This window comes from Streptomyces cinereoruber, assembly GCF_009299385.1.
GTDB lineage: Bacteria > Actinomycetota > Actinomycetes > Streptomycetales > Streptomycetaceae > Streptomyces > Streptomyces bikiniensis.
Window position 1 is genome coordinate 7,002,760 of the sequence record NZ_CP023693.1, and the last position, 20,698, is coordinate 7,023,457.

Below are 20,698 nucleotides of genomic sequence, written 5' to 3' on the forward strand. Positions count from 1 at the left end.
CGGAGACCCGCTGCACCGCCCCTGCCCGCTCCCCCCGGGCTCATGCGCCGTCGCGGACGTCCTCCGCGGACGCCGGCCGGGGCCCCACCACGCCCCGGACGATCCCGAGCTCGACCAGGTCCTCCGGCCGCAGCCGCAACCGGTCGGCCGTCGCGCCGGCCTCCTCCGGCGGGCGCTTGAGGATGGCCGCGGCGGCCTCGGGCGCGATGACGGAGAAGTACGCGTCCGGAGTGGTCCAGCTGTTCCCCGGCGCGGCGAGCGCGAGCGCCCCGCCCGAGCCGCCCTCCCCGACGAGCAGCGAGGTCACCGGGGTGCGCGCGCCGGCCACGGCGGCGAACAGGTCCGCGATCGCGCTGCCCGCGCCCGAGCGCTCCGCCTCCGCGTCGTTGGCGGCCCCCGGGGTGTCGACCAGGGTGAGCACCGGAATGTCCAGGCGCCCGGCGAGGCGCACCAGCCGGGCGGCGGTCCGGAAGCCCGCCGGGCGGGTCGCGGTGCCGCACTGCGCGGCGTAGGCGACGGTACGCCCGTCCGGGAGCCGCCCGAAGCCGCACCGCGTCCCCGGGTCGACGCCGCCGCAGCGGTCGCCGGATATCTCCTCGCGGAGCGTGAAGTGGGCGTCGAGGTAAGCGCCGGCCCGCGGCCGGTCCGGGTGCCGGGCCCGCGCCACCGCCTCCCGGCCGCTCGCGGCGGGCGCCGCACCGGGGTCCCCGAGCGCGTACGGCGGCGCGACCGGGCCCTCGGCCGGGCGGGTGAGCAGGGACAGCCAGCGCCCGAGGACGGCGCGCAGCGCGTCCGGCGGCACGATCGCGTCCACGTGCCCGTGCGCGAGCTGCGCCTCGGCGGTGTACGCGGCCGGGTCCGCGTCCGGCGGCCGCACCCGGGACCCGGCGAAGGCGACCTGCGCGCCGGGCAGGGCCAGGACGACGTCGGAGCCCGCGCCGAGCGTCGCCCAGCCGCCCCCGGTCGTCGGGTCCCGCAGCACCGCGATCTGCGGGAGCCCGGCGGCCCGGGTCAGCTCCGACTCGCGGGCCAGGACCTGGAGCTGGAGCAGGGCCCGCATCCCCTCGTGCATCCGGCTGCCGCCGGTGGCCGGCAGGACCACCACGGGCAGCCGCCGCTCCCGGGCCAGGGCGTGGGCCGCGGCGGCCCGCGCCCCCGTCCGCTCCCCGAGGGAACCGCCGAGGAACCGGAACTCGAACGAGATGAGCACCGCCCGCACCCCGCCCACCGAGCCCGTCCCGCAGACCACCGACTCGGTCTCGCCGGTCCGGGCGGCGGCACGCGCGTGCGCGGCGGAGTAGCCGGGCCAGCCGATCGGCCCGTCGCCGGTCAGCGGGCCCTCGTCGAAGGGAAGTTCGGTGAACTCGTCGGCCACCAGGGCGATCGCCCCGCGTGCCGTTGTCGGGTCGCTCATGCGGGCCTCGCAGCCGGTCGCCGGTGCGTACGGGAAACGCGTACGGATGGATCGAGCGTACGAATGGATCAGCGGTGCGCACCCACCGTACCGCCCGGTCCGCCGCCGTCCCGGGGCGGCCCCGGAGACCGGTCCTCAGGCCATGATCCCGCTCCCGTGCGGGGCGTACAGGTCCAGGAGCCGGACCCGGGTCACCTGGAGGCGGTGCGCCAGGATCGAGCCCAGCCAGAACAGGACCGAGGCGCCGAACTCCGGGTCGGAGCGGCACATCGACCGGACGGCCGGGGCGTTGAACTCGTACGCCCGCACCGGCGTCATCGCCTCCGCGCCCGACTGGCACAGGTACGGCGGGAACATCCAGGAGAGGCCGACCAGCTCGCCGTGGTGCAGGGTCTCGATCACGGGCGACCCGCGCCCCGGCACCCGCGCGTCGAGCGTCACCGCGCCCGTCTTCACGATCCAGAAGCGATCGGCGTGCTGCTGCTCCTCGAAGAGGCGGTGGCCGGACTCGAAGTACACGTCCTCGGCGAAGGCCATCAGGCGCTCCCGGTGCTCCGGGGGCAACGTGCTGACCTTGGGCGTGGCACTGCTCATGGCGGTCCCTCCTCGCACACTCGACTCCCACCCCCAGTGTCGGCCAAGGAGCCGCAGCGCGCGCAGGCTCGGACCCCCGGTCACGCCATTCCGGCCACCCCCTCACCCTCCGTACGCCCCGCACGGGTCCGGCGTGCGCGGGCCCCGCGGAGGGCGGAGCATGAACCTGAGGAGGGAGCCGGCGAGCGGGGGCGTGCCCCGGAGCGGCGGGCGCGGCGACCCGAAGCGGGGGCGCGACCCAGGAGGGTGCCATGCCCGTCCCGGACGGCGGCGACGCGCTCGTGGTGCTGCGCGGGGTCGACAAGCACTTCGGCACCCTGCACGTGCTGCGCTCCATCGACCTCACGGTCCACCGGGGCGAGGTCGTCGTGGTCGTCGGCCCCTCCGGCTCCGGGAAGTCGACGCTGTGCCGGGCGATCAACCGCCTGGAGACCGTCGACGCCGGCGAGATCGTCGTCGACGGACGACCCCTGCCCGCCGAGGGACGCGAACTGGCGGCGCTCAGGGCCGACGTCGGCATGGTCTTCCAGTCCTTCAACCTCTTCGCGCACAAGACCGTCCTCGGCAACGTCACCCTGGGACAGGTCAAGGTCCGCAAGAAGGACCGGAAGGAGGCCGAGGAACGGGCCCGCGCCCTCCTCGACCGGGTCGGGGTCGCCTCGCAGGCGGACAAGTACCCCGCCCAGCTCTCCGGCGGCCAGCAGCAGCGCGTGGCCATCGCCCGCGCCCTCGCCATGGAACCGAAGGTGATGCTCTTCGACGAGCCGACCTCCGCGCTCGACCCCGAGATGATCAACGAAGTACTGGAGGTCATGCGGCAACTGGCCCGGGACGGCATGACGATGGTGGTCGTCACCCACGAGATGGGCTTCGCCCGCTCCGCTGCCCACCGGGTCGTCTTCATGGCCGACGGGAGCATCGTCGAGGCGACGACCCCGGAGGAGTTCTTCACCGCCCCGCGCAGCGAGCGCGCCAAGGACTTCCTCTCCAAGATCCTCCACCACTGAGCAGGCACCGGGCCGAGACCCGGCCGACAGACCCCCTGGGGTGATCCTCATGAACCCGCACAGGACCGGCAGGTCCCTCACGGCCGCCGCCGCGGCCGTCGTCCTCTCCCTCACCTCCGCCGGATTCGCGAACGCCTCCGCCGGCGTCCCCCGCGACCACGGGGAGGACGAGATCACCGTCGGCATCAAGTTCGACCAGCCCGGCATCGGCCTGAAGACCCCCGACGGCACGTACACCGGCTTCGACGTCGACGTGGCGACCTACGTCGCCAGGGAGCTGGGCCACGACCCCTCCGACATCGTGTGGAAGGAGGCCAAGAGCGCCGACCGCGAGACCCTGCTCCAGCGCGGCGACGTGGACTTCATCGCGGCCTCGTACTCGATCAACGACGAACGGGCGCAGAAGGTCGACTTCGCCGGCCCCTACCTCCTCGCCCACCAGGACGTCCTGATCCGCGCCGACGACGACTCCATCAAGCAGCCGTCCGACCTGAACGACAAGAAGCTCTGCTCGGTCACCGGCTCCACCTCCGCGCAGAACGTCAAGACGGAACTCGCCCCCGACGCGCAGCTCCAGGAGTACGGCGGCTACTCCGAGTGCCTGACCGGCCTGGAGAACGGCGTCATCGACGCCGTCACCACCGACGACTCGATCCTCGCCGGATACGCCTCGCAGAACGAGTTCAAGGACAAGTTCAAGCTCGGCGGCTTCAAGATGAGCAACGAGAACTACGGCATCGGCGTCCAGAAGGGCAGCGACCTCAAGGACAGGATCAACACGGCCCTGCAGAAGATGGTCGCCGACGGCTCCTGGGACGCGGCGGTCGAGAAGAACTTCGGCCCGGCCGGGTACCGGAACGAACCCGCCCCGAAGATCGGCGTCGTCGTGGAGTGAGCGGCCCGCCGTGTTCGACTTCCTCCAGGGGTACGACCTGCTCGGAGCCTTCTGGGTGACGGTGCAGCTCACCGTCTACTCCGCGATCGGCTCCCTGGTCTGGGGGACGCTGCTCGCCGCCATGCGGGTGAGCCCCGTCCCCCTCATGCGGGGCTTCGGCACCGTCTACGTCAACGTCGTCCGCAACATCCCGCTCACCGTCGTCATCGTCTTCACCTCGCTCGGCCTCTTCCAGACCCTCGGGGTCGACATGGGCGCCGAACGGTTCACCACCGTCAACTTCCGCCTCGCCGTCCTCGGACTCACCGCCTACACCAGCGCGTTCGTCTGCGAGGCGCTCCGCTCCGGCATCAACACCGTCCCCCTCGGACAGGTCGAGGCCGCCCGCGCCATCGGCCTGAACTTCCCTCAGGTCCTGCGGATCATCGTGCTCCCGCAGGCCTTCCGCTCCGTCGTCGGCCCGCTCGCCAACGTCCTCATCGCCCTCACCAAGAACACCACCGTGGCCGCCGCCATCGGCGTCGCCGAAGCCGCCCTGCTGATGCGGGAGATGATCGAGAACGAGGCCCAGCTCATCCTCGTCTCCGCGATCTTCGCCGTCGGCTTCCTCTGCCTCACCCTGCCCACCGGCCTGTTCCTCGGCTGGGTGGCCAAGAAGGTGGCGGTGAAGCGATGAAGGGCCGGAGCCCGCGGGAACGGCCGCGGAAGGAAGCCCCCACCGTCCTCTACGACGTCCCCGGCCCGCGCGCCCGCCGCCGCAACCTCCTGTGGACCCTGCTCTTCCTGGCCGCGCTCGCCGCCGTCGCCTGGTGGGTGGTCGCGGGCCTCGCCGACAAGAACCAGCTCGCGTGGTCCAAGTGGGCGCCCTTCTTCACGGACGCCCGCGTCTGGGAGACGTACGTCCTGCCCGCCCTGAGGAACACCGTGATCGCCGCCGCCCTCTCCATGGCGATCGCCCTGCCCCTCGGCGCCCTCCTCGGCGTCTCCCGCCTCTCCGACCACCGCGCCGTGCGCGCCGCGGCCGGCACCGTCGTCGAGTTCTTCCGGGCGATCCCCGTCCTCATCCTGATGCTCTTCGCGAACGCCGCCTACTCCGAGTTCACCGACATCAGCCCGGACACCCGTCCCCTGTACGCCGTCGTCACCGGCCTGGTCCTCTACAACGCCTCCGTCCTCGCGGAGGTCGTCCGCGCCGGCATCCTCTCCCTCCCCGCCGGCCAGACCGACGCGGCCGAGGCCATCGGCATGCGCAAGGGCCAGACCATGGCGTACGTCCTGCTGCCGCAGTCGGTCACCGCCATGCTGCCCGCCCTGGTCAGCCAGCTCGTCGTCATCGTCAAGGACACCGCGCTCGGCGGCGCGATGCTCGGCTTCTCCGAACTCCTCGCCTCGGTCCGCCCGATGAGCGCCAACTACGGGGCCAACACGATCGCCTGCTTCACCGTCGTCGCCGTGATCTTCGTGCTCCTCAACTTCGCCCTCACCACCTTCGCCTCCCGGCTCGAAGGGCGCCTGCGGCGCGGCAAGCGGTCCTCGGGCGTGGTCGTCGGGGCGGACGCGGTGGAGGAACTGGCCGCGCCGGGCGAGCACGGGGACCGCCCGAAGGACCCCTGAGGCGGCGGGGCGGTACGGGGTATCAGCGCCGGGCCGGCGCCAGCACGCTCAGACCGAACATCAGGACGCCCAGCGGGACGTGGACCGCCGGGACGTGCGCGATGCCCACCACGACCTGGACCGAGGCGAGCGCGAGGAAGCCCGACGCGTGCCACACGGGCCGGAGCGAGCCGCCGCCCGGCTTCCACGCCAGCACCGCCGCGAGCACGTACAGCATCGACGCCCCGTACATCACCCGGGCCCCGGCGTGGTGCAGCGTCCCCCCGGAGGACGAGGTCAGCAGCAGCCCGGCGGAGACCGCCTGGAGGAAGAGCGTCAGGGTCTGCAGGACGATCGCGGTCCTCAGGAAGGAGAAGCCCCGCTCCGTGTGCGCCGTCACCTGGGTGGCCATGTCACAGTCCCCTTTTCCGGTTTTCCGCCCCGGGTTTCCCGCCCTCGGGCAGTGGATCGATAAGGTCTCGCCTGTTCGACGGAGCAGGCCCGCGAAGGGTAAGGCGAGGGCCCGCGAAGGTACGACGAGGGGGCGGCCGGAGCATGGGGACTGTCGGCACGGACGGCAGGGACGGCACGGCCGGTGAGCGGGGACGGCTGATCAACGTCGCCTACCGGCTGCTCGGTTCGGTGACCGAGGCCGAGGACGCCGTGCAGGACGCCTACACGCGCTGGTACGGGCTGTCGCGGAGCCGACGGGAGGAGATCCTGTCCCCGGGGGCCTGGCTGACGACCGTGACCGGACGCATCTGCCTGGACCTGCTCGGCTCGGCCCGGGCCCGCCGCGAACGCTACGTCGGCGCCTGGCTCCCCGAACCGCTGCCCGACCGCGCCGAGTGGGACCGCGCGGGCGCCTCCGCCGGTCCCGCGGACCCCGCCGACCGGATCGTCCTGGACGAGTCGGTGTCCATGGCCTTCCTCGTCGTCCTGGAATCGATGACGCCCGCCGAGCGGGTGGCGTTCGTCCTGCACGACGTCTTCCGGTACCCGTTCGCCGAGATCGCCGGCGTCCTCGGCCGGACCCCCGCCGCCTGCAAGCAGCTGGCCTCCTCCGCCCGGCGGCGGGTGGACACCGCGTCCGGCCCGGTGCCGGCGACCGGCCGGCCCGACGTCGTCAGGCGCGTCAAGGAGGCGTGGGAGAGCAAGGACGTCCCGGCCCTCGTCGGCCTCCTCGACCCGGCCGCCGTGATGACCGCCGACGGCGGCGGCATGGTCGGCACCGTCCTGCGCCCGGTCGAGGGCGGCGCGCGCATCGCCCGGTACATGGTCGCCATCGCGGACCGGGCCCCCGGGCTCGAACTCCTGGAGCGGTCGGTCAACGGCGCCCCCGGCCTGGTGGCCCGGCGCGCCGGCGTCGTCGCGACCGTGGCCTCGTTCGGCGTCGCCGAGGGGCGCGTCGCCCGGATCTGGGTGGTCCGCAACCCGGAGAAGCTGCGGCCGTGGGTGGGGGGCTTCCCCGACGCCCCTCAGGGCCCGCCCCGTCACGGCTGACGGGCCGAACTCCCTCCCGGGGGTGAAGGGACCCCGAGGACACCCCGAAAGCACCCATCCGCGAGGCGATCCGTGGCGAAGTACTCAGCATGAACGTCACCGGGGCTCCGAGCGGGCCCGTCCGAGAAGCCACCCGCACCGACCGTCTCCTCGCCGCGCTCGGCGGCCTCGTCGCCGCGTACGTCTCCCTGGCCGTCGCGGACCTCGTCGCCTCCCGGGTGCGGCCCGAGGCGAGCCCCGTCGTGGCCGTCGGGAGCGCCGTCGTGGACCGGACCCCGGCGGCCCTCAAGGACTGGGCGATCCGCGCCTTCGGCGAGAACGACAAGGCCGTCCTCCAGCTCGGCATCCTGCTGTTCCTGGCCCTGTTCGCCGTCGGGACCGGACTGCTCGCCCTGCGCCACCGCGTCCTCGGCGCGGCGGCGGTCGGCGCCTTCGGCCTCCTCGGGGCGCTCGCCGCCGTCACCCGCCCCGACTCGGACTCCGCCGCCGATGCCGTTCCCTCCCTCGTCGGGGCGGCCGTGGGCGGGATCCTGCTGTACGTGCTCGTCGGCCGCCTCCTCGCCTCCGGATCCGGTCTCGGTTTCGGGCCCGGCCCCGCCCGCGCGGACCGCAGGAGGTTCCTCGTCGTCGCCGCGTCCAGCGGTCTCGCCGCGACCGGCGCCGCCGCCCTCGGCAGGGCCGTCGGCTCGCCCGCCGAGGAGAACGCGACCGCCTCCCGGGCGGCCCTGCGCCTGCCCCGGCCGGCGTCCCCGGCGCCGCCCGTCCCCGCCGGGGCCCGGCCCGCCGTCCCCGGCATCAGTCCCTTCACCACCCCCAACCGGGACTTCTACCGGGTCGACACCGCGCTCGTCGTCCCCAAGGTGAACGCGGACCGCTGGCGCCTGCGTCTCCACGGCGCGGGCGTCCGCGAGGAACTGACCCTCACCCTCCGGGACCTCATGGCCCGGCGGACGGTCGAGCGGGACATCACCCTGGCCTGCGTCTCCAACGAGGTCGGCGGCCCGTACGTGGGCAACGCCCGCTGGCTCGGCGCCCCCCTCGCCGACCTGCTGCGCGAGGCCGGGGTCCGCCCGCCCTCCGAGGGCGGGCCCGCCGACCAGCTGGTGGCCCGCTCCGTCGACGGCATGACCATCGGCACCCCCGTCGAGGAGGTCATGGACGGCCGAGACGCCCTCCTCGCCTTCGGCATGAACGGCGAACCCCTGCCCTTCGAGCACGGCTTCCCCGTCCGCATGGTCGTCCCCGGCCTCTACGGCTACGTCTCCGCCTGCAAGTGGATCGAGTCGATCGAGCTCACCACCTTCGACGCGTACGACGCCTACTGGGTCCCGCGCGGCTGGTCCGCCGAGGCCCCCGTCAAGACCCAGTCCCGCATCGACACCCCCCGCCCCTTCGGGCGCCCCTCCGCCGGCACCGTCATGGTCGCCGGGGTCGCCTGGGCCCAGCACCGGGGCGTCCGCCGGGTCGAGGTGCGGGTCGACGACGGACCCTGGCGGGACGCCCGCCTCGCCGCCGAGGCCACCCGCGACACCTGGCGCCAGTGGACGTACCCCTGGGAGGCGACCCCCGGCCGCCACACCCTCACGGTCCGCGCCACCGACGGCATCGGCGCCACCCAGCCCGAACGGCGCACCGACATCATGCCCGATGGCGCCCAGGGGTGGCACTCGGTCGTCGTCACGGTCGAGGAGGGCGGATAGGCGGCCGCAGCAGCCCGTGGTCGTGGCCGCGCGCGGTCGTGGCTGCGTAACGAAGCCGCCGCGCCCACCCGTTCGAGGGACATATGAGGGACACTGCTTCCGTGCGTGGACATCTGCCGGACGAGAACCCCGGTTTCGTGGGACGCCGCACGGAACTGGAGCGCGTCTCCGCCGCGTTGGCGGAGCACCGCCTCGTCACCGTGACCGGCGTCGGGGGGGTCGGGAAGACCCGGCTCGCGCTGCGCGCCGCACACCGGGCCGCCGAGCGGTACCCGGACGGCGCCTGGTGGACCGACCTCGGCCAGCTCGACGGCGAGCGGCTGCTCGTCGCGCTCGTCGCCGACTCCGTGGACCTCGCCGACCACACCCCCGGCATGGCCGCCACCGGCCTCTGCCGCCGGCTCGCCGACGACCGGCTGCTGCTCGTCCTGGACTCCTGCGAGCACCTGGCCGAGCCCTGCGCCCGGCTCGTCGCCGAACTCCTCGCCGCCGCCCCCGGACTCACCGTCCTCGCCACCAGCCGCCGCCCCCTCGGCGTCGCGGGGGAGGAGACGATCGCCCTCGACCCGCTGCCGCCCGCCGGACCGGACGCCCTGGCCCTGCTCCGCCGCGCCGCCGGGGAGGACTTCCCCGCCGCCGGGCCCGCCGGGGAGATCTGCGTACGCCTGGAGGGCATCCCGCTCGCCCTCGAACTCGCCGCCGCACAGATCCGCCTCCAGAGCGCCGAGGCCGTGCGCGACCAGCTCGGCTCCCGCCTCGACGCCGCGCCCGGCGCCCGCTTCGACCTGCTCGCCCACACCGAGCGCGTCTGGCCCAGCCGCCACCAGACCCTGCGCGCCGCCATCGGCTGGAGCCACGAGCTGAGCACCCCGCTCGAACGCCTCCTCTGGGCCCGGCTCTCCGTCTTCCGCGGCCCCTTCGACCTCGCCTCCGCGACCGCCGTGTGCACCGGCGGGCCGCTGGACCGCGCGACCCTGCCGGAGGCGCTCGACGGGCTCGTCCGCGCCTCCGTGGTCCGCCCGCCCGACGCCGCCGGGCGCCACCGGATGCTCGACACGATCCGCGAGTACGGGGCGACCTGGCTGGACCGCACCGGCGAGGCCGGAACCGTCGCCGACCGGCACGCCGCCCACTTCCGGGGCCTGGCGGGCCGGGCCGAGACCGAATGGCACGGCGCCCGCCAGCTCCGCTGGTACCGCACCGTCGACGCCCACCACACCGATCTGCGCACCGCCCTGGACCGGCTCCTGCGCACCGACCCCGACGCGGCCCTCGACCTCGTCGGCTCCGTCGCCTTCGCCTGGTCCTGCCGGGGCCGCCTCCGCGAGGCCCGCGACGGCCTCGAACAGGCCCTGCTCCTCAGCGAGGCCCGCGGCCGTGTCCGGGCCCGCGCCCTGTGGGCCCTCGGCGTCACCCTCGTCCTCCAGGGCGAGTTCGGGCCCGCCCAGGACGTCAGCGAGCGGTGCGCCCGCGAGGCCCGACACGCGGAGTACGCCGAACCGGCCGGAGCCGGAGCCGGAGTCGGTCCCGGTGCCGGTACCGAGACGGGGGCCGGCATCGAGACCGGTGCCGGTACCGGGTCCGGGCGCGACCGGCCCGGCGACCTCACCCTCGACGCCGCCGCCCTCGCCGGCCTCCTCGCCCTCACCACCGGCCGCCCGACGGCCGCCCACGTCGTCGTGGGCCACGTCCTCGACGCCGCCCGCGGCGGACCGGCCGACTCCGCCGCCCGGCTCCGCTGCCACCTCGTGCGGGTCTTCGCCCTCACCGGCCTCGGCCGGCTCGCGGAGGCCCGGGAGAAGGCGCTCCGGCTGCGCGCCCTGTGCGAGGAGCTCGACGAGCACTGGACCCGCACCGCCCTGGAGTACCAGCTCGCCCTCACCGGCCTCCTGGAGGGCGACCCGGTCGCCGCCTCCGGCCACGCCCGCGCCATGCTCGAAGGCACCCGCCGGCTCGGCGCGAGCCTCGGCGTCGCCCTCGGCCTCGACGTCCTGGCCACCGCCCTCGCGGCGGCCGGCGAGGGCGAGCGCGCCGCGGACGTCTCCGGCACCGGGGAGGCGTACTGGCGCTCCACCGGCCAGCCCCGGCGCGGCCTGCCCGGCCTGCGGGCCCTGCACGAGAAGTACACGGACACGGTCCGCGCCTCGATCGGCGAGCCCGCCTACGAGGAGATCTTCGTCCGCGCCCTCACCGGCCTCCCGCAGGACGGCCTCGACCGCGCCCTGCGCGGCCCCGGACAGCACGGCTGACGCACCCGGCGGCCGTCCGGCGCGTTTGAATCCGGCGGACCGGGACATCCGCGACACGGGACCGGCCCACGGCACCGACCGCCGCCGAAGCCGTCGCCACGTCCGCGCGTGCCACCCCACCTGCCGAAACGCGCCGGGGCGGCGCGGGGCGACGGCTCGACGCCCCGGTGCGTAGAGTCGCCCCGTACACGCAGGAGCCGTACGAACCGTACGAGCGAACGACCCCCGACGAGGAGACCTCACGTGACCGACCCGGCGTCCACCGCCCTCCAGCAGCAGATCGCCCGGGACCTCCAGGTGTCCGGCACCTTCGACCCGGCGGCGGAGATCGAGCGCCGGGTGGCCTTCCTCGCCGAGCGCCTCACCTCCACCGGGCTGCGCGCGCTCGTGCTCGGCATCAGCGGCGGCGTCGACTCCACCACCGCGGGCCGGCTCTGCCAGCTCGCCGTGGAGCGCGCCCGCGCCGCCGGCCACGACGCCGTCTTCTACGCGATGCGCCTGCCCTACGGCGTCCAGGCCGACGAGAAGGACGCGCAGACCGCCCTCGACTTCATCCGCCCCGACAAGGTCCTCACCGTGGACGTGAAGGCGGCGAGCGACGCGGCCCTGGAGGCCTGCCTCGCCGGTGACGTGACCTTCCGCGACGCCCACCACCAGGACTTCGTGCAGGGCAACATCAAGGCCCGCCAGCGGATGATCGCCCAGTACGCGGTCGCCGGTGCCCACGACGGCCTCGTCGTCGGCACCGACCACGCGGCCGAAGCCGTCTCCGGCTTCTTCACCAAGTTCGGCGACGGCGCCGCCGACGTCGTCCCGCTGACCGGTCTGACCAAGCGGCGCGTCCGCGCGGTCGCCGCCGAGCTGGGCGCCCCGGACGGCCTGGTGCGGAAGGTCCCCACGGCCGACCTGGAGACCCTCGACCCGGGCAAGCCCGACGAGGACGCGCTCGGCGTCACGTACGACGAGATCGACGACTTCCTGGAGGGCAAGCCGGTCTCCCGGGAGGCCTTCGACGCGATCGTCCGCCGCTACGAGCTCACCGAGCACAAGCGGCAGCTTCCGATCGCCCCCTGATCCGACCGGGCGCACAAGCAAGAAGGGCGGCGGCCACCGGGCCGCCGCCCTTCGCGCTCTCCACGGCCCCCGGCCCCCTATCCCCGTGGCCCGGACGGGCTCGGCCGGGCTCGGACGGGGCGAGGAACCACCCACCCGCAAGGGCCCCCTTGGCGAACCGACGCCACGGCGGATCCCGACCAGCCGGTTGTCAGCCCGCCGAACAGCGTTTCCGGTCACGGCCCTTGCGGGGCGGTCCGCAGCCCTGCTATCCATCCGTTAGGAAGGTTTCCTTCCAGTCCGGATTCCGGAAGCGGCAACTCTCCGGCGTCCAGCCCTCGTTCGTCGTTCCGTGGAGACCCCCATGACTTCCGCACGAACCGTACGATCCCGCGCGCGTCGCCTCGGCGTCGCCGGCACCGCCCTCGGCGCCCTGCTCCTCGGCCTCGCCGCCGCCCCGCAGACCGTGAACGCCGCACCCGCCCCCACACCCACACCCGCACCCGCTTCCGCCGCCGCGCCGGCCAAGGCGGCCGCCACCACCCCGGCCGCGATCAACGGACAGCTCAAGGTCTGCGGCACCAAGCTCTGCAACCGGTACGGCAAGCCGATCCAGCTCCGGGGCATGTCCTCGCACGGCACCCAGTGGTACAGCCGGTGTCTGACGGGCGGTTCGCTCGACGCCCTCGCCACGGACTGGAAGGCCGACGTCCTGCGCGTCTCCACGTACGTCCAGGAGGACGGCTACGAGACCGACCCGCGCAAGTACACCGACCTCGCCCACGCGCTCATCGAGCAAGCCACCGCGCGCGGCATGTACGTGATCGTCGACTGGCACATGCTCGACCCGGGCGACCCCCACCACAACCTCTCCCGCGCCAAGACCTTCTTCACCGAGATCGCCCAGCGCCACAACAGCAAGACCAACCTGCTGTACGAGATCGCCAACGAGCCCAGCGGCGTGTCCTGGTCCAGGATCAAGAGCTACGCCGAGCAGCTCATCCCCGTCGTCCGCGCCAAGGACCCCGAGACCCCGGTCCTCGTCGGCACGCGCGCGTGGTCCTCGTTCGGCGTCTCGGAGGGCGCGAACGAGTCCGAGGTCGTCTCCAGCCCGGTGAACGCGGCCAACATCATGTACACCTTCCACTTCTACGCGTACTCGCACCGGGACGAGTACCTGAAGACCCTCTCCCGCGCCGCCGACAAGCTGCCCGTCTTCGTCACCGAGTTCGGCACCCAGAACTACGCGGGCGAGGGCTCCAACGACTTCACGATGACGCAGAAGTACCTCGACCTGATGGCCGCCAAGAAGATCAGCTGGGTCAACTGGAACTTCTCCGACGACGAGCGCAGCGGCGCGGTCTTCAAGACCGGCACCTGCGGCAAGGGCGGCCCCTGGACCGGCACCGGGCCGCTCAAGCCCGCCGGCGTCTGGATCCGCGACCGCATCAGGACGGCGGACGACTTCCCCACCTCCTGACCGGCCTGCCCTGCGACCAATACGCCCCCGCCGCGCGGCCCACCGCCCCGGCGGGGGCGTCCGCGCCCAGGGCCTGTCCCCGACCCGTTGCGCATCGAGGCCGTCTCCTCGTCCTCGGCCCGGCCGGCGTCGTAGGAGTGGTACCGGCCCTCCCGGTCCGGGCTCAGGATCGCGTCGAGCATCGCCGGTGAACGGCACAGGTTCCTCAGGCCGGCGGGGGAGGGGAGCAGCCGGGCCACGCCATGGACGGTCATGGGCGCATTCAAGCGGAGGCCTCCGACAACGGGACCGCCACCCCCGCCGCCGCGCAAAAGTCCAAGCGGTGGGTCCCTCGCGCACATGGTGCGTTCCCGGCGGGCGCCGGTAGAAATCGCGGCAGGGCCCCGAGGCGCCCGCGAGGAGAGGACCCGGACCATGAGCACTCACGTCGGCGCCGAGATCGCCGGACAGCCCGACTGCTGGCGCCGGGCCGCCGAGGAGGCCGAGCGGTGCGCCGGACTGCTGCCGGCCCGGGGCGAGCGCGTCGCGGTCGTCGGATGCGGCACCTCGTACTTCATGGCCCGCGCCTACGCCGCCCTGCGCGAGTCCCTCGGCGCGGGTGAGACCGACGCCTTCCCCGCCTCCGACGGGACCCCGCTCGGGCGCGGCTACGACCGGATCGTGGCCCTCACCCGCTCCGGCACCACCACGGAGGTCGTGGACCTGCTCGCCCGCGCCGCCGGCCGCGTCCCCGCGCTCGTGCTCACCGGCGCGCCCGACAGCCCGGCCGGGCGGCTCGCCGACCGGGTCCTCGACCTCGGCTTCGCCGACGAACGCTCCGTCGTCCAGACCCGGTTCGCCACCACCGCCCTCCAACTCCTGCGCGCCGGGCTCGGCGTGGACCTCGGACCGGCGATCGCGGACGCCGAACTCGTCCTGTACGAGCGGCTGCCCGCCGTCTGGGAGCGGCGCGGCCAGTTCACCTTCCTCGGCACCGGCTGGACGGTCGGGCTCGCCGACGACGCCGCCCTCAAACTGCGCGAGACGGCCCGCGCCTGGACGGAGTCGTACGCGGCGATGGAGTACCGCCACGGCCCGATCAGCATCAGCGACCGCTCCAGCCTCGTCTGGTGCCTCGGCCCCGCGCCCTCGGGCCTGCGCGACGAAGTGGAGTCCACCGGCGCCCTGTTCGCCGCCGACGCCATCGACCCGGTCGCCGCCCTCGTCCGCGCCCAGCGGCTCGCGGTCGCCCTCGCCGACCGGCGCGGCCTCAACCCCGACCGGCCCCGGCACGTCTCGCGGTCGGTGATCCTCGCCGGTGCGTTCCGCCCGACGGGCCCGGAGGCGGCCCGTATCCTGCGCTCATGACCGCAAACGACGTCCCCGACCTCGCCGAGATGCCCGGCGACTGGCGGCGCGCCCTCGCCGTCGTCGCCCACCCGGACGACCTGGAGTACGGCTGCGCGGCCGCCGTCGCCGGCTGGACCGACGCCGGGAAGGAGGTCGTCTACGTCCTCGCCACCCGCGGCGAGGCCGGCATCGACACCCTCGCCCCGGACGTCTGCGGCCCGCTGCGCGAGCGCGAACAGCGGGACAGCGCCGCCGTCGTCGGCGTGGACACCGTGGAGTTCCTCGACCACCGGGACGGCGTGGTCGAGTACGGCACCGCCCTGCGCCGCGACATCGCGGCCGCGATCCGCCGCCACCGCCCCGAGCTCGTCGTCACCCTCAACCACCGCGACACCTGGGGCGGCGGCCCCGGCGCCCCCTGGAACACCCCCGATCACCGGGCCGTCGGCCGCGCCGCCCTGGACGCGGCGGCCGACGCCGGGAACCGCTGGATCTTCCCCGAGCTGACGGAAGAGGGTCTGGAGCCGTGGGACGGCGTCCGCTGGGTCGCCGTCGCCGCCTCCAGCACCCCCACCCACGCCGTGGACGCGGGCCCCGGCCTGGAGCGCGCGGTCCGCTCGCTCCTCTGCCACCGCACCTACATCGAGGCCCTGACGGACCAGGACCCGGAGGAGTACGTCCGGTCCTTCCTCGCCGGGACGACGGGCGGGGCCGCCGACCGCTTCGGTGGCCGACCGGCCGTCACCTTCGAACTGTTCCCCCGCTGACCGGACCGCGTCAGGAGGGCGTCCCGCCCTCCACCTTCGCCTCCAGATCACCGAACAGCAGCTCGGTGTTGATCGTGACGCCCGCCCGGTAGCCCAGGCCCACCGCGTTGACCACCTGCTCCTGCGGGCCGGTCACGTTCCCCGCCGCCCACACCCCGGGCACGCTCGTCCGGCCCGTCCCGTCCACCGCGACGAACTCCCCGAACGGCGTCTCGTCCAGCTTCGCGCCCAGCTGCCGCAGCACCCCGTCCCGGGCCGCGAGCCGCGCTGCCCCGACGAAGACCACCTCGCGCGGCACGAACCGCCCGTCGGCGAGCCGTACCCCGGTCAGCCGGTCGTCCTCCACCGCGAGCCCGGCGACCTCGCCGGCCACGACCTCCACCCCCGCCGCGTCGAGCAGCGCCGCCTCCCGCTCGGAGAGCCCGGCGGCGGTGTGCAGGAAGAGGGTCACGTCCGAGGACCAGTGGGAGACCATCAGCGCCTGGTGCGCCGGCATCGCCGGATGGGCGATCACCCCGAACGGCCGGTCGCGCACCTCCCAGCCGTGGCAGTACGGGCAGTGCAGCACGTCCCGGCCCCACCGCTCGGCCACCCCGTCGATCTCCGGCAGCTCGTCCACGAGCCCGGTCGTCACCACGAGCCGCCGCGCGCCGACCGCCGTGCCGTCCGCGAGCGACACGGTGAAGCCGTCCCGCCCGTCCGGCTCCGCGCCCGTCACCCGGCCGGCCCGCCACTCCACCCCGTACGCGGCGATCTCCTCCCGGCCCGCCGCCAGGTACGCGGCGGGGCTCATGCCGTCCCGGGAGAGGACGCCCTGCATGTGGGCGGTGGGGGCGTTGCGGGGCTCGCCTGCGTCGACGACCAGGGTCCGCCGCCGCGACCGGCCCAGGACCAGGGCCGCGCTGAGCCCGGCCGCGCCGCCGCCGACGATGACCACCTCGTACTGCTCCGTGTGTGCGTTCATGGGACCGAGGTTCGCTCCGACCCTGCCGTAACCGCAAACGAACTTGCCGTTCCTGCAACACTGGATCCATGACCGAAGACGACCGCATCGACGCCGTCCTGAACGAGGTCGGCCCCCGCCTCCGCCGGGTCCGCCGCGACCGGGGAGTGACCCTGGCCGAGCTCTCCGCCGCCACCGGCATCTCCGTGAGCACCCTCTCCCGCCTCGAATCCGGGCAGCGCAGGCCCAGCCTCGAACTGCTCCTGCCGCTCGCCCGCGCCCACCAGGTCCCGCTGGACGAACTGGTCGGCGCGCCGCCCGTGGGCGACCCCCGGGTCAAGGCCAGGCCGATCGTGCGGCACGGGCGCACGATGTACCCGCTGACCCGCAAGCCCGGCGGCCTCCAGGCGTACAAGGTGATCCAGGAGAAGCCGTACGCGTCCCCTGAGCCCCGGGTGCACGAGGGGTACGAGTGGCTGTACGTGCTCTCGGGCACCCTCCGGCTCCACCTCGGCGGGCGCGAGGTCGTCCTGACGGCGGGGGAGGCGGCCGAGTTCGACACGCGCGTCCCGCACTGGTTCGGGCCGGCCGGTGACGGCCCGGTGGAGTTCCTGAGCCTGTTCGGGCCGCAGGGGGAACGCATGCACGTCAGGGCCCGGCCCGAGAAGTCCCGCTGACCCGTGATCCGCCGGCCCGTTTCCGGTGAAGTCCGGCCGGCCCGTTCCCTCGCGACAAGCGACCGCTTAGTATGCAACCGACCGCACGGTACGGAGGAGGCTCCCGGATGCAGGCATGGCGTGTGTACGAGAACGGCGAACCGGACGCGGTGATGCGCCGCGAAGAAGTGGAGACGCCCGTCCCCGGCGAGGGGCAGGTCCTCCTGAAGGTCCGCGCCGCCAACGTCAACTTCCCCGACGCGCTGCTCTGCCGCGGCCACTACCAGGTGCGCCCCCCGCTGCCCTTCACCCCCGGCGTCGAGGTCTGCGCCGAGACCGAGGACGGGCGCCGGGTCATCGCCACCGCCGCCCTCCCGCACGGCGGCTTCGCCGACTACGCCCTCGCCGACGCCGCCGGACTGCTCCCGGCCCCCGAGGCGCTCGACGACGCCGAGGCCGCCGCGCTCCACATCGGCTACCAGACCGGGTGGTTCGGCCTGCACCGCCGCGCCGCCCTGAAGGAGGGCGAGACCCTCCTCGTCCACGCGGCGGCCGGCGGCGTCGGCAGCGCGGCCGTCCAGCTCGGCAAGGCCGCCGGCGCCACCGTCATCGGCGTCGTCGGCGGGCCCGAGAAGGCCGCCGTCGCCCGCGCCCTCGGCTGCGACCTGGTGATCGACCGGCGCTCCGAGGACGTCGTCGCCGCCGTCAAGGCCGCCACCGGCGGCCGGGGCGCCGACGTGATCTACGACCCGGTCGGCGGCGAGGCCTACCAGCAGTCCGCGAAGTGCGTCGCCTTCGAGGGCCGGATCGTGGTCGTCGGCTTCGCGAGCGGCACCGTCCCCGCGCCCGCCCTCAACCACGCCCTGGTCAAGAACTACTCGGTCCTCGGCCTCCACTGGGGCCTGTACGCGGTGAAGGACCCCGCCTCGATCGGCCGCTGCCACGAGACCCTCACCGCCTACGCCGCCAAGGGCCTGATCAAGCCGCTCGTCGCGGAGCGCGTCCCCTTCGCGGGCGCGGCCGACGCCGTCCGGCGCGTCGCCGACGGCACCACCACCGGCCGCCTGGTCGTCCTCCCGGAAGGGGTCCACGCGTGACCGCGCCCGACGCCGACGACCTGCGGGCCCGCACCCGCGCCCTCCTCGCCGCGCACCCGCCCGCCACCACCGACCGCACCGACTTCCTGCGCGCCCGCTTCGACGCCGGCCTCGCCTGGGTGCACTACCCCGTCGGCCTCGGCGGCCTCGACGCGCCCCGCGCCCTCCAGGCGGTCGTGGACGCCGAACTCGCCGCCGCCGGAGCCCCCGACAACGACCCGCGCCGGATCGGCATCGGTCTCGGCATGGCCGCCCCCACCCTCCTCGCGTACGGCTCCGACGAGGTCAAGCGCCGTTTCCTGAAGCCGTTGTGGGTCGGCGAGGAGGTGTGGTGCCAGCTCTTCAGCGAGCCCGGCGCCGGCTCCGACCTCGCCGCCCTCGGCACCCGGGCCGTCCGGGACGGCGACACGTGGGTGGTCGACGGGCAGAAGGTGTGGACCTCCAGCGCCCACCTCGCCCGCTGGGCCATCCTCATCGCCCGCACCGACCCGGACGCCCCCAAGCACCGGGGCATCACCTACTTCGTCTGCGACATGACCGACCCCGGCGTGGAGGTCAGGCCGCTGCGCCAGATCACCGGCGAGGCCGAGTTCAACGAGGTCTTCCTCACCGGCGTCCGCATCCCCGACGCCCACCGCCTCGGCGAGGTCGGCGACGGCTGGCGGGTCGCCCAGACCACCCTGATGAACGAGCGGGTCTCCATCGGCGGGGCCCGGATCCCCCGCGAGGGCGGCATGATCGGGAAGCTCGCCGCCACCTGGCGCGAGCGCCCCGAGCTGCGCACCCACGAGCTGCACCGGCGCCTCCTCGACCTCTGGGTGGACGCCGAGGTCGCCCGGCTCACCGGCGAACGCCTCCGCCAGCAGCTCGTCGCCGGCCAGCCCGGTCCCGAGGGCAGCGCCATGAAGCTCGGCTTCGCCCGGCTCAACCAGGCCATCAGCGGCCTGGAGGTCGAACTCCTCGGCGACGAGGGCCTGCTGTACGGGGAGTGGGCCATGACCCGCCCCGAACTGGTCGACTTCACCGGCCGCGACGCCGGCTACCGCTATCTGCGCTCCAAGGGCAACTCGATCGAGGGCGGCACCAGCGAGGTGCTCCTCAACATCGTCGCCGAGCGGGTCCTCGGCCTGCCCTCCGAGCCCCGCAACGACAAGGACGTCCCCTGGAAGGACCTCGCGCGATGACCGACCGGCTCGATCTCCTCTACTCCGACACCGAGGACGACCTGCGGGCGGCCGTCCGCGCCCTGCTCGCCGACCGGGCCGGCCACACGGTCCTCCTCGACCGGATCGAGACGGACACCCCGTACGTCCCCGGCCTCTGGACGTCCCTCGCGACCGACATCGGCGCCGCCGGACTCCTCGTCCCCGAGAAGCTCGGCGGCCAGGGCGCGAGCCACCGCGAGGCCGCCGTCGTCCTGGAGGAGCTGGGCCGCGCGGTCACCCCGCTGCCGTACCTCACGAGCGCGGTGGTGGCCGCCGAGACCCTGCTCGCCCTCGCGGCGGAGAGCGCCCCGGCGGCCGAGCTCCTCGCCGCCGTCGCGGGCGGCGGCACGGTCGCGGTCCTCGCCGTGTCCCTGTCGACCGCCCCGGACGCGGACCCGCCGCACGCCCCTTCCGCGGCGGCCGTCGCCGACGCCATCGCCGCCGACGTCCTCCTCGTCCCGCGCGCCGACGGCCTGTACGCCGTACCGGCCGGTGAGGCGACGGTCGAGCCGCAGACCCCGCTCGACCTCACCCGCCCGCTCGCCCGGGTCACCGTCGAACCCGGCACCGGCACCCGGCTCGCCGGCCCGGACGCCGCCCGCGCGGCCGTCCGGCGCGGCCTGCTCGCGGGCGCCGGACTGCTCGCCTCCGAGCAGCTCGGCCTCGCCGAACGGTGCCTGGAGGACACCGTCCGGTACACCCGCGAGCGCCACCAGTTCAACCGGCCCGTCGGCTCCTTCCAGGCCCTGAAGCACCGCATGGCCCAGCTCTGGCTGGACGTCGTCGGGGCCAGGGCGGCCGCCCGCGCCGCCGCCGACGCCCTCGCCCGGGGCGCCGAGGACGTCCCGCTCACCGTGGCCGTCGCCCAGGCGTACTGCTCCAAGGTCGCGGTCCGCGCCGCCGAGGAGTGCGTCCAGCTGCACGGCGGGATCGGCATGACCTGGGAGCACCCCGCGCACCTGGCCCTCAAGCGGGCCAAGGCCGACCGGATCGCGTTCGGTCCGGCGGGCCGCCACCAGGACGCGATCGCCGCCCTGGCGGACCTCCCGGCGCCCGCGTAGGGACCGGGGCGGGCCCGCACGCGACACCCGTGCGGGCCCGTGCGCCCCGCACGCACCGCCCGCCCCTCGGGTAAGGGGCCCGTCTGTCCGTACCCCTTATACGTACTGTTTAATTGCGAGCTGTTGGCAAGAACGGTCGATCTTCAAAAAGG

General features: G+C 74.6%; 19 protein-coding genes. 15 read left to right on the forward strand and 4 right to left on the reverse strand.

The genetic code is table 11. The features are described 5' to 3' along the window. Positions 1–40: 40 nt before the first annotated feature. Positions 41–1,414, reverse strand: a complete 1,374-nt coding sequence (locus tag CP977_RS31445) for a carboxyl transferase domain-containing protein (protein ID WP_152371284.1) — start codon at positions 1,412–1,414, stop codon at positions 41–43. A 135-nt stretch (positions 1,415–1,549) separates the two neighbouring features. Beyond that, a complete protein-coding gene (locus CP977_RS31450; protein ID WP_062759927.1) occupies positions 1,550–2,008 on the reverse strand; it encodes a Crp/Fnr family transcriptional regulator in 459 nt (152 codons plus the stop codon). A 251-nt stretch (positions 2,009–2,259) separates the two neighbouring features. Between CP977_RS31450 and CP977_RS31455 the strand changes: the two genes are divergently transcribed. From CP977_RS31455 to CP977_RS31470, 4 genes are read left to right on the forward strand one after another with little or no spacing between them, the layout of a single operon-like run. After that, positions 2,260–3,015, forward strand: a complete 756-nt coding sequence (locus CP977_RS31455) for an amino acid ABC transporter ATP-binding protein (RefSeq protein WP_062759928.1) — start codon at positions 2,260–2,262, stop codon at positions 3,013–3,015. Positions 3,016–3,064: 49 nt separating this feature from the next. Then, positions 3,065–3,910, forward strand: coding sequence for a glutamate ABC transporter substrate-binding protein (locus tag CP977_RS31460; RefSeq protein ID WP_062760471.1), 846 nt, complete (start codon positions 3,065–3,067; stop codon positions 3,908–3,910). Positions 3,911–3,920: 10 nt separating this feature from the next. After that, positions 3,921–4,586 (forward strand): amino acid ABC transporter permease, encoded by a 666-nt coding sequence (locus CP977_RS31465; RefSeq protein WP_152371285.1) that lies wholly within the window; start codon positions 3,921–3,923, stop codon positions 4,584–4,586. After that, on the forward strand, positions 4,583–5,524 hold the full coding sequence (locus CP977_RS31470) for an amino acid ABC transporter permease (protein WP_152371286.1): 942 nt from the start codon (positions 4,583–4,585) through the stop codon (positions 5,522–5,524). The genes CP977_RS31465 and CP977_RS31470 overlap by 4 nt, the downstream gene beginning before the upstream one ends. A gap of 22 nt (positions 5,525–5,546) precedes the next feature. Here the strand turns inward: CP977_RS31470 and CP977_RS31475 are convergent, their stop codons facing one another. Then, positions 5,547–5,915 carry a hypothetical protein gene (locus CP977_RS31475; protein ID WP_152371287.1) on the reverse strand — a complete coding sequence of 123 codons (369 nt, stop codon included), beginning with the start codon at positions 5,913–5,915 and terminating at the stop codon, positions 5,547–5,549. Between the two features lie 143 nt (positions 5,916–6,058). Between CP977_RS31475 and sigJ the strand changes: the two genes are divergently transcribed. The 7 genes from sigJ (at position 6,059) to CP977_RS31510 (ending at position 15,584) form a co-directional block, all read left to right on the forward strand. Then, the gene (gene sigJ / locus CP977_RS31480) at positions 6,059–7,006 is read left to right on the forward strand and encodes an RNA polymerase sigma factor SigJ (RefSeq protein ID WP_152371288.1); all 948 of its coding nucleotides are present in this window, start codon (positions 6,059–6,061) and stop codon (positions 7,004–7,006) included. 89 nt (positions 7,007–7,095) lie between these two features. After that, complete coding sequence (locus tag CP977_RS31485) at positions 7,096–8,706, forward strand: molybdopterin-dependent oxidoreductase (protein ID WP_152371289.1); 1,611 nt, start codon at positions 7,096–7,098, stop codon at positions 8,704–8,706. Positions 8,707–8,807: 101 nt separating this feature from the next. After that, positions 8,808–10,955, forward strand: coding sequence for an ATP-binding protein (locus CP977_RS31490; protein WP_244412640.1), 2,148 nt, complete (start codon positions 8,808–8,810; stop codon positions 10,953–10,955). 243 nt (positions 10,956–11,198) lie between these two features. Continuing rightward, positions 11,199–12,029: an ammonia-dependent NAD(+) synthetase gene (gene nadE, locus CP977_RS31495; protein ID WP_109184691.1), complete on the forward strand. Its 831-nt coding sequence runs from the start codon at positions 11,199–11,201 to the stop codon at positions 12,027–12,029. Between the two features lie 343 nt (positions 12,030–12,372). Further along, a complete protein-coding gene (locus CP977_RS31500) occupies positions 12,373–13,488 on the forward strand; it encodes a glycoside hydrolase family 5 protein (protein WP_062759936.1) in 1,116 nt (371 codons plus the stop codon). 414 nt (positions 13,489–13,902) lie between these two features. Further along, positions 13,903–14,835, forward strand: a complete 933-nt coding sequence (locus CP977_RS31505) for an SIS domain-containing protein (protein WP_109184692.1) — start codon at positions 13,903–13,905, stop codon at positions 14,833–14,835. Next, positions 14,832–15,584, forward strand: a complete 753-nt coding sequence (locus CP977_RS31510) for a PIG-L deacetylase family protein (RefSeq protein WP_062759938.1) — start codon at positions 14,832–14,834, stop codon at positions 15,582–15,584. The genes CP977_RS31505 and CP977_RS31510 overlap by 4 nt, the downstream gene beginning before the upstream one ends. Positions 15,585–15,594: 10 nt before the next feature. Here CP977_RS31510 and CP977_RS31515 read toward each other — a convergent pair whose 3' ends face one another. Then, entirely contained in the window at positions 15,595–16,548 is a 954-nt protein-coding gene (locus CP977_RS31515) for an NAD(P)/FAD-dependent oxidoreductase (RefSeq protein ID WP_062759939.1), read from the reverse strand. Between the two features lie 68 nt (positions 16,549–16,616). Here CP977_RS31515 and CP977_RS31520 point away from each other — a divergent pair, with 68 nt between their 5' ends. The 4 genes from CP977_RS31520 (at position 16,617) to CP977_RS31535 (ending at position 20,546) form a co-directional block, all read left to right on the forward strand. Beyond that, positions 16,617–17,204, forward strand: coding sequence for a helix-turn-helix domain-containing protein (locus tag CP977_RS31520; protein ID WP_062759940.1), 588 nt, complete (start codon positions 16,617–16,619; stop codon positions 17,202–17,204). A 107-nt stretch (positions 17,205–17,311) separates the two neighbouring features. Beyond that, the gene (locus CP977_RS31525) at positions 17,312–18,280 is read left to right on the forward strand and encodes an NADPH:quinone oxidoreductase family protein (RefSeq protein ID WP_079131506.1); all 969 of its coding nucleotides are present in this window, start codon (positions 17,312–17,314) and stop codon (positions 18,278–18,280) included. Then, positions 18,277–19,464, forward strand: coding sequence for an acyl-CoA dehydrogenase family protein (locus CP977_RS31530; protein ID WP_062759942.1), 1,188 nt, complete (start codon positions 18,277–18,279; stop codon positions 19,462–19,464). The genes CP977_RS31525 and CP977_RS31530 overlap by 4 nt, the downstream gene beginning before the upstream one ends. Then, positions 19,461–20,546 carry an acyl-CoA dehydrogenase family protein gene (locus tag CP977_RS31535; protein WP_152371291.1) on the forward strand — a complete coding sequence of 362 codons (1,086 nt, stop codon included), beginning with the start codon at positions 19,461–19,463 and terminating at the stop codon, positions 20,544–20,546. The genes CP977_RS31530 and CP977_RS31535 overlap by 4 nt, the downstream gene beginning before the upstream one ends. Positions 20,547–20,698 lie beyond the last annotated feature (152 nt).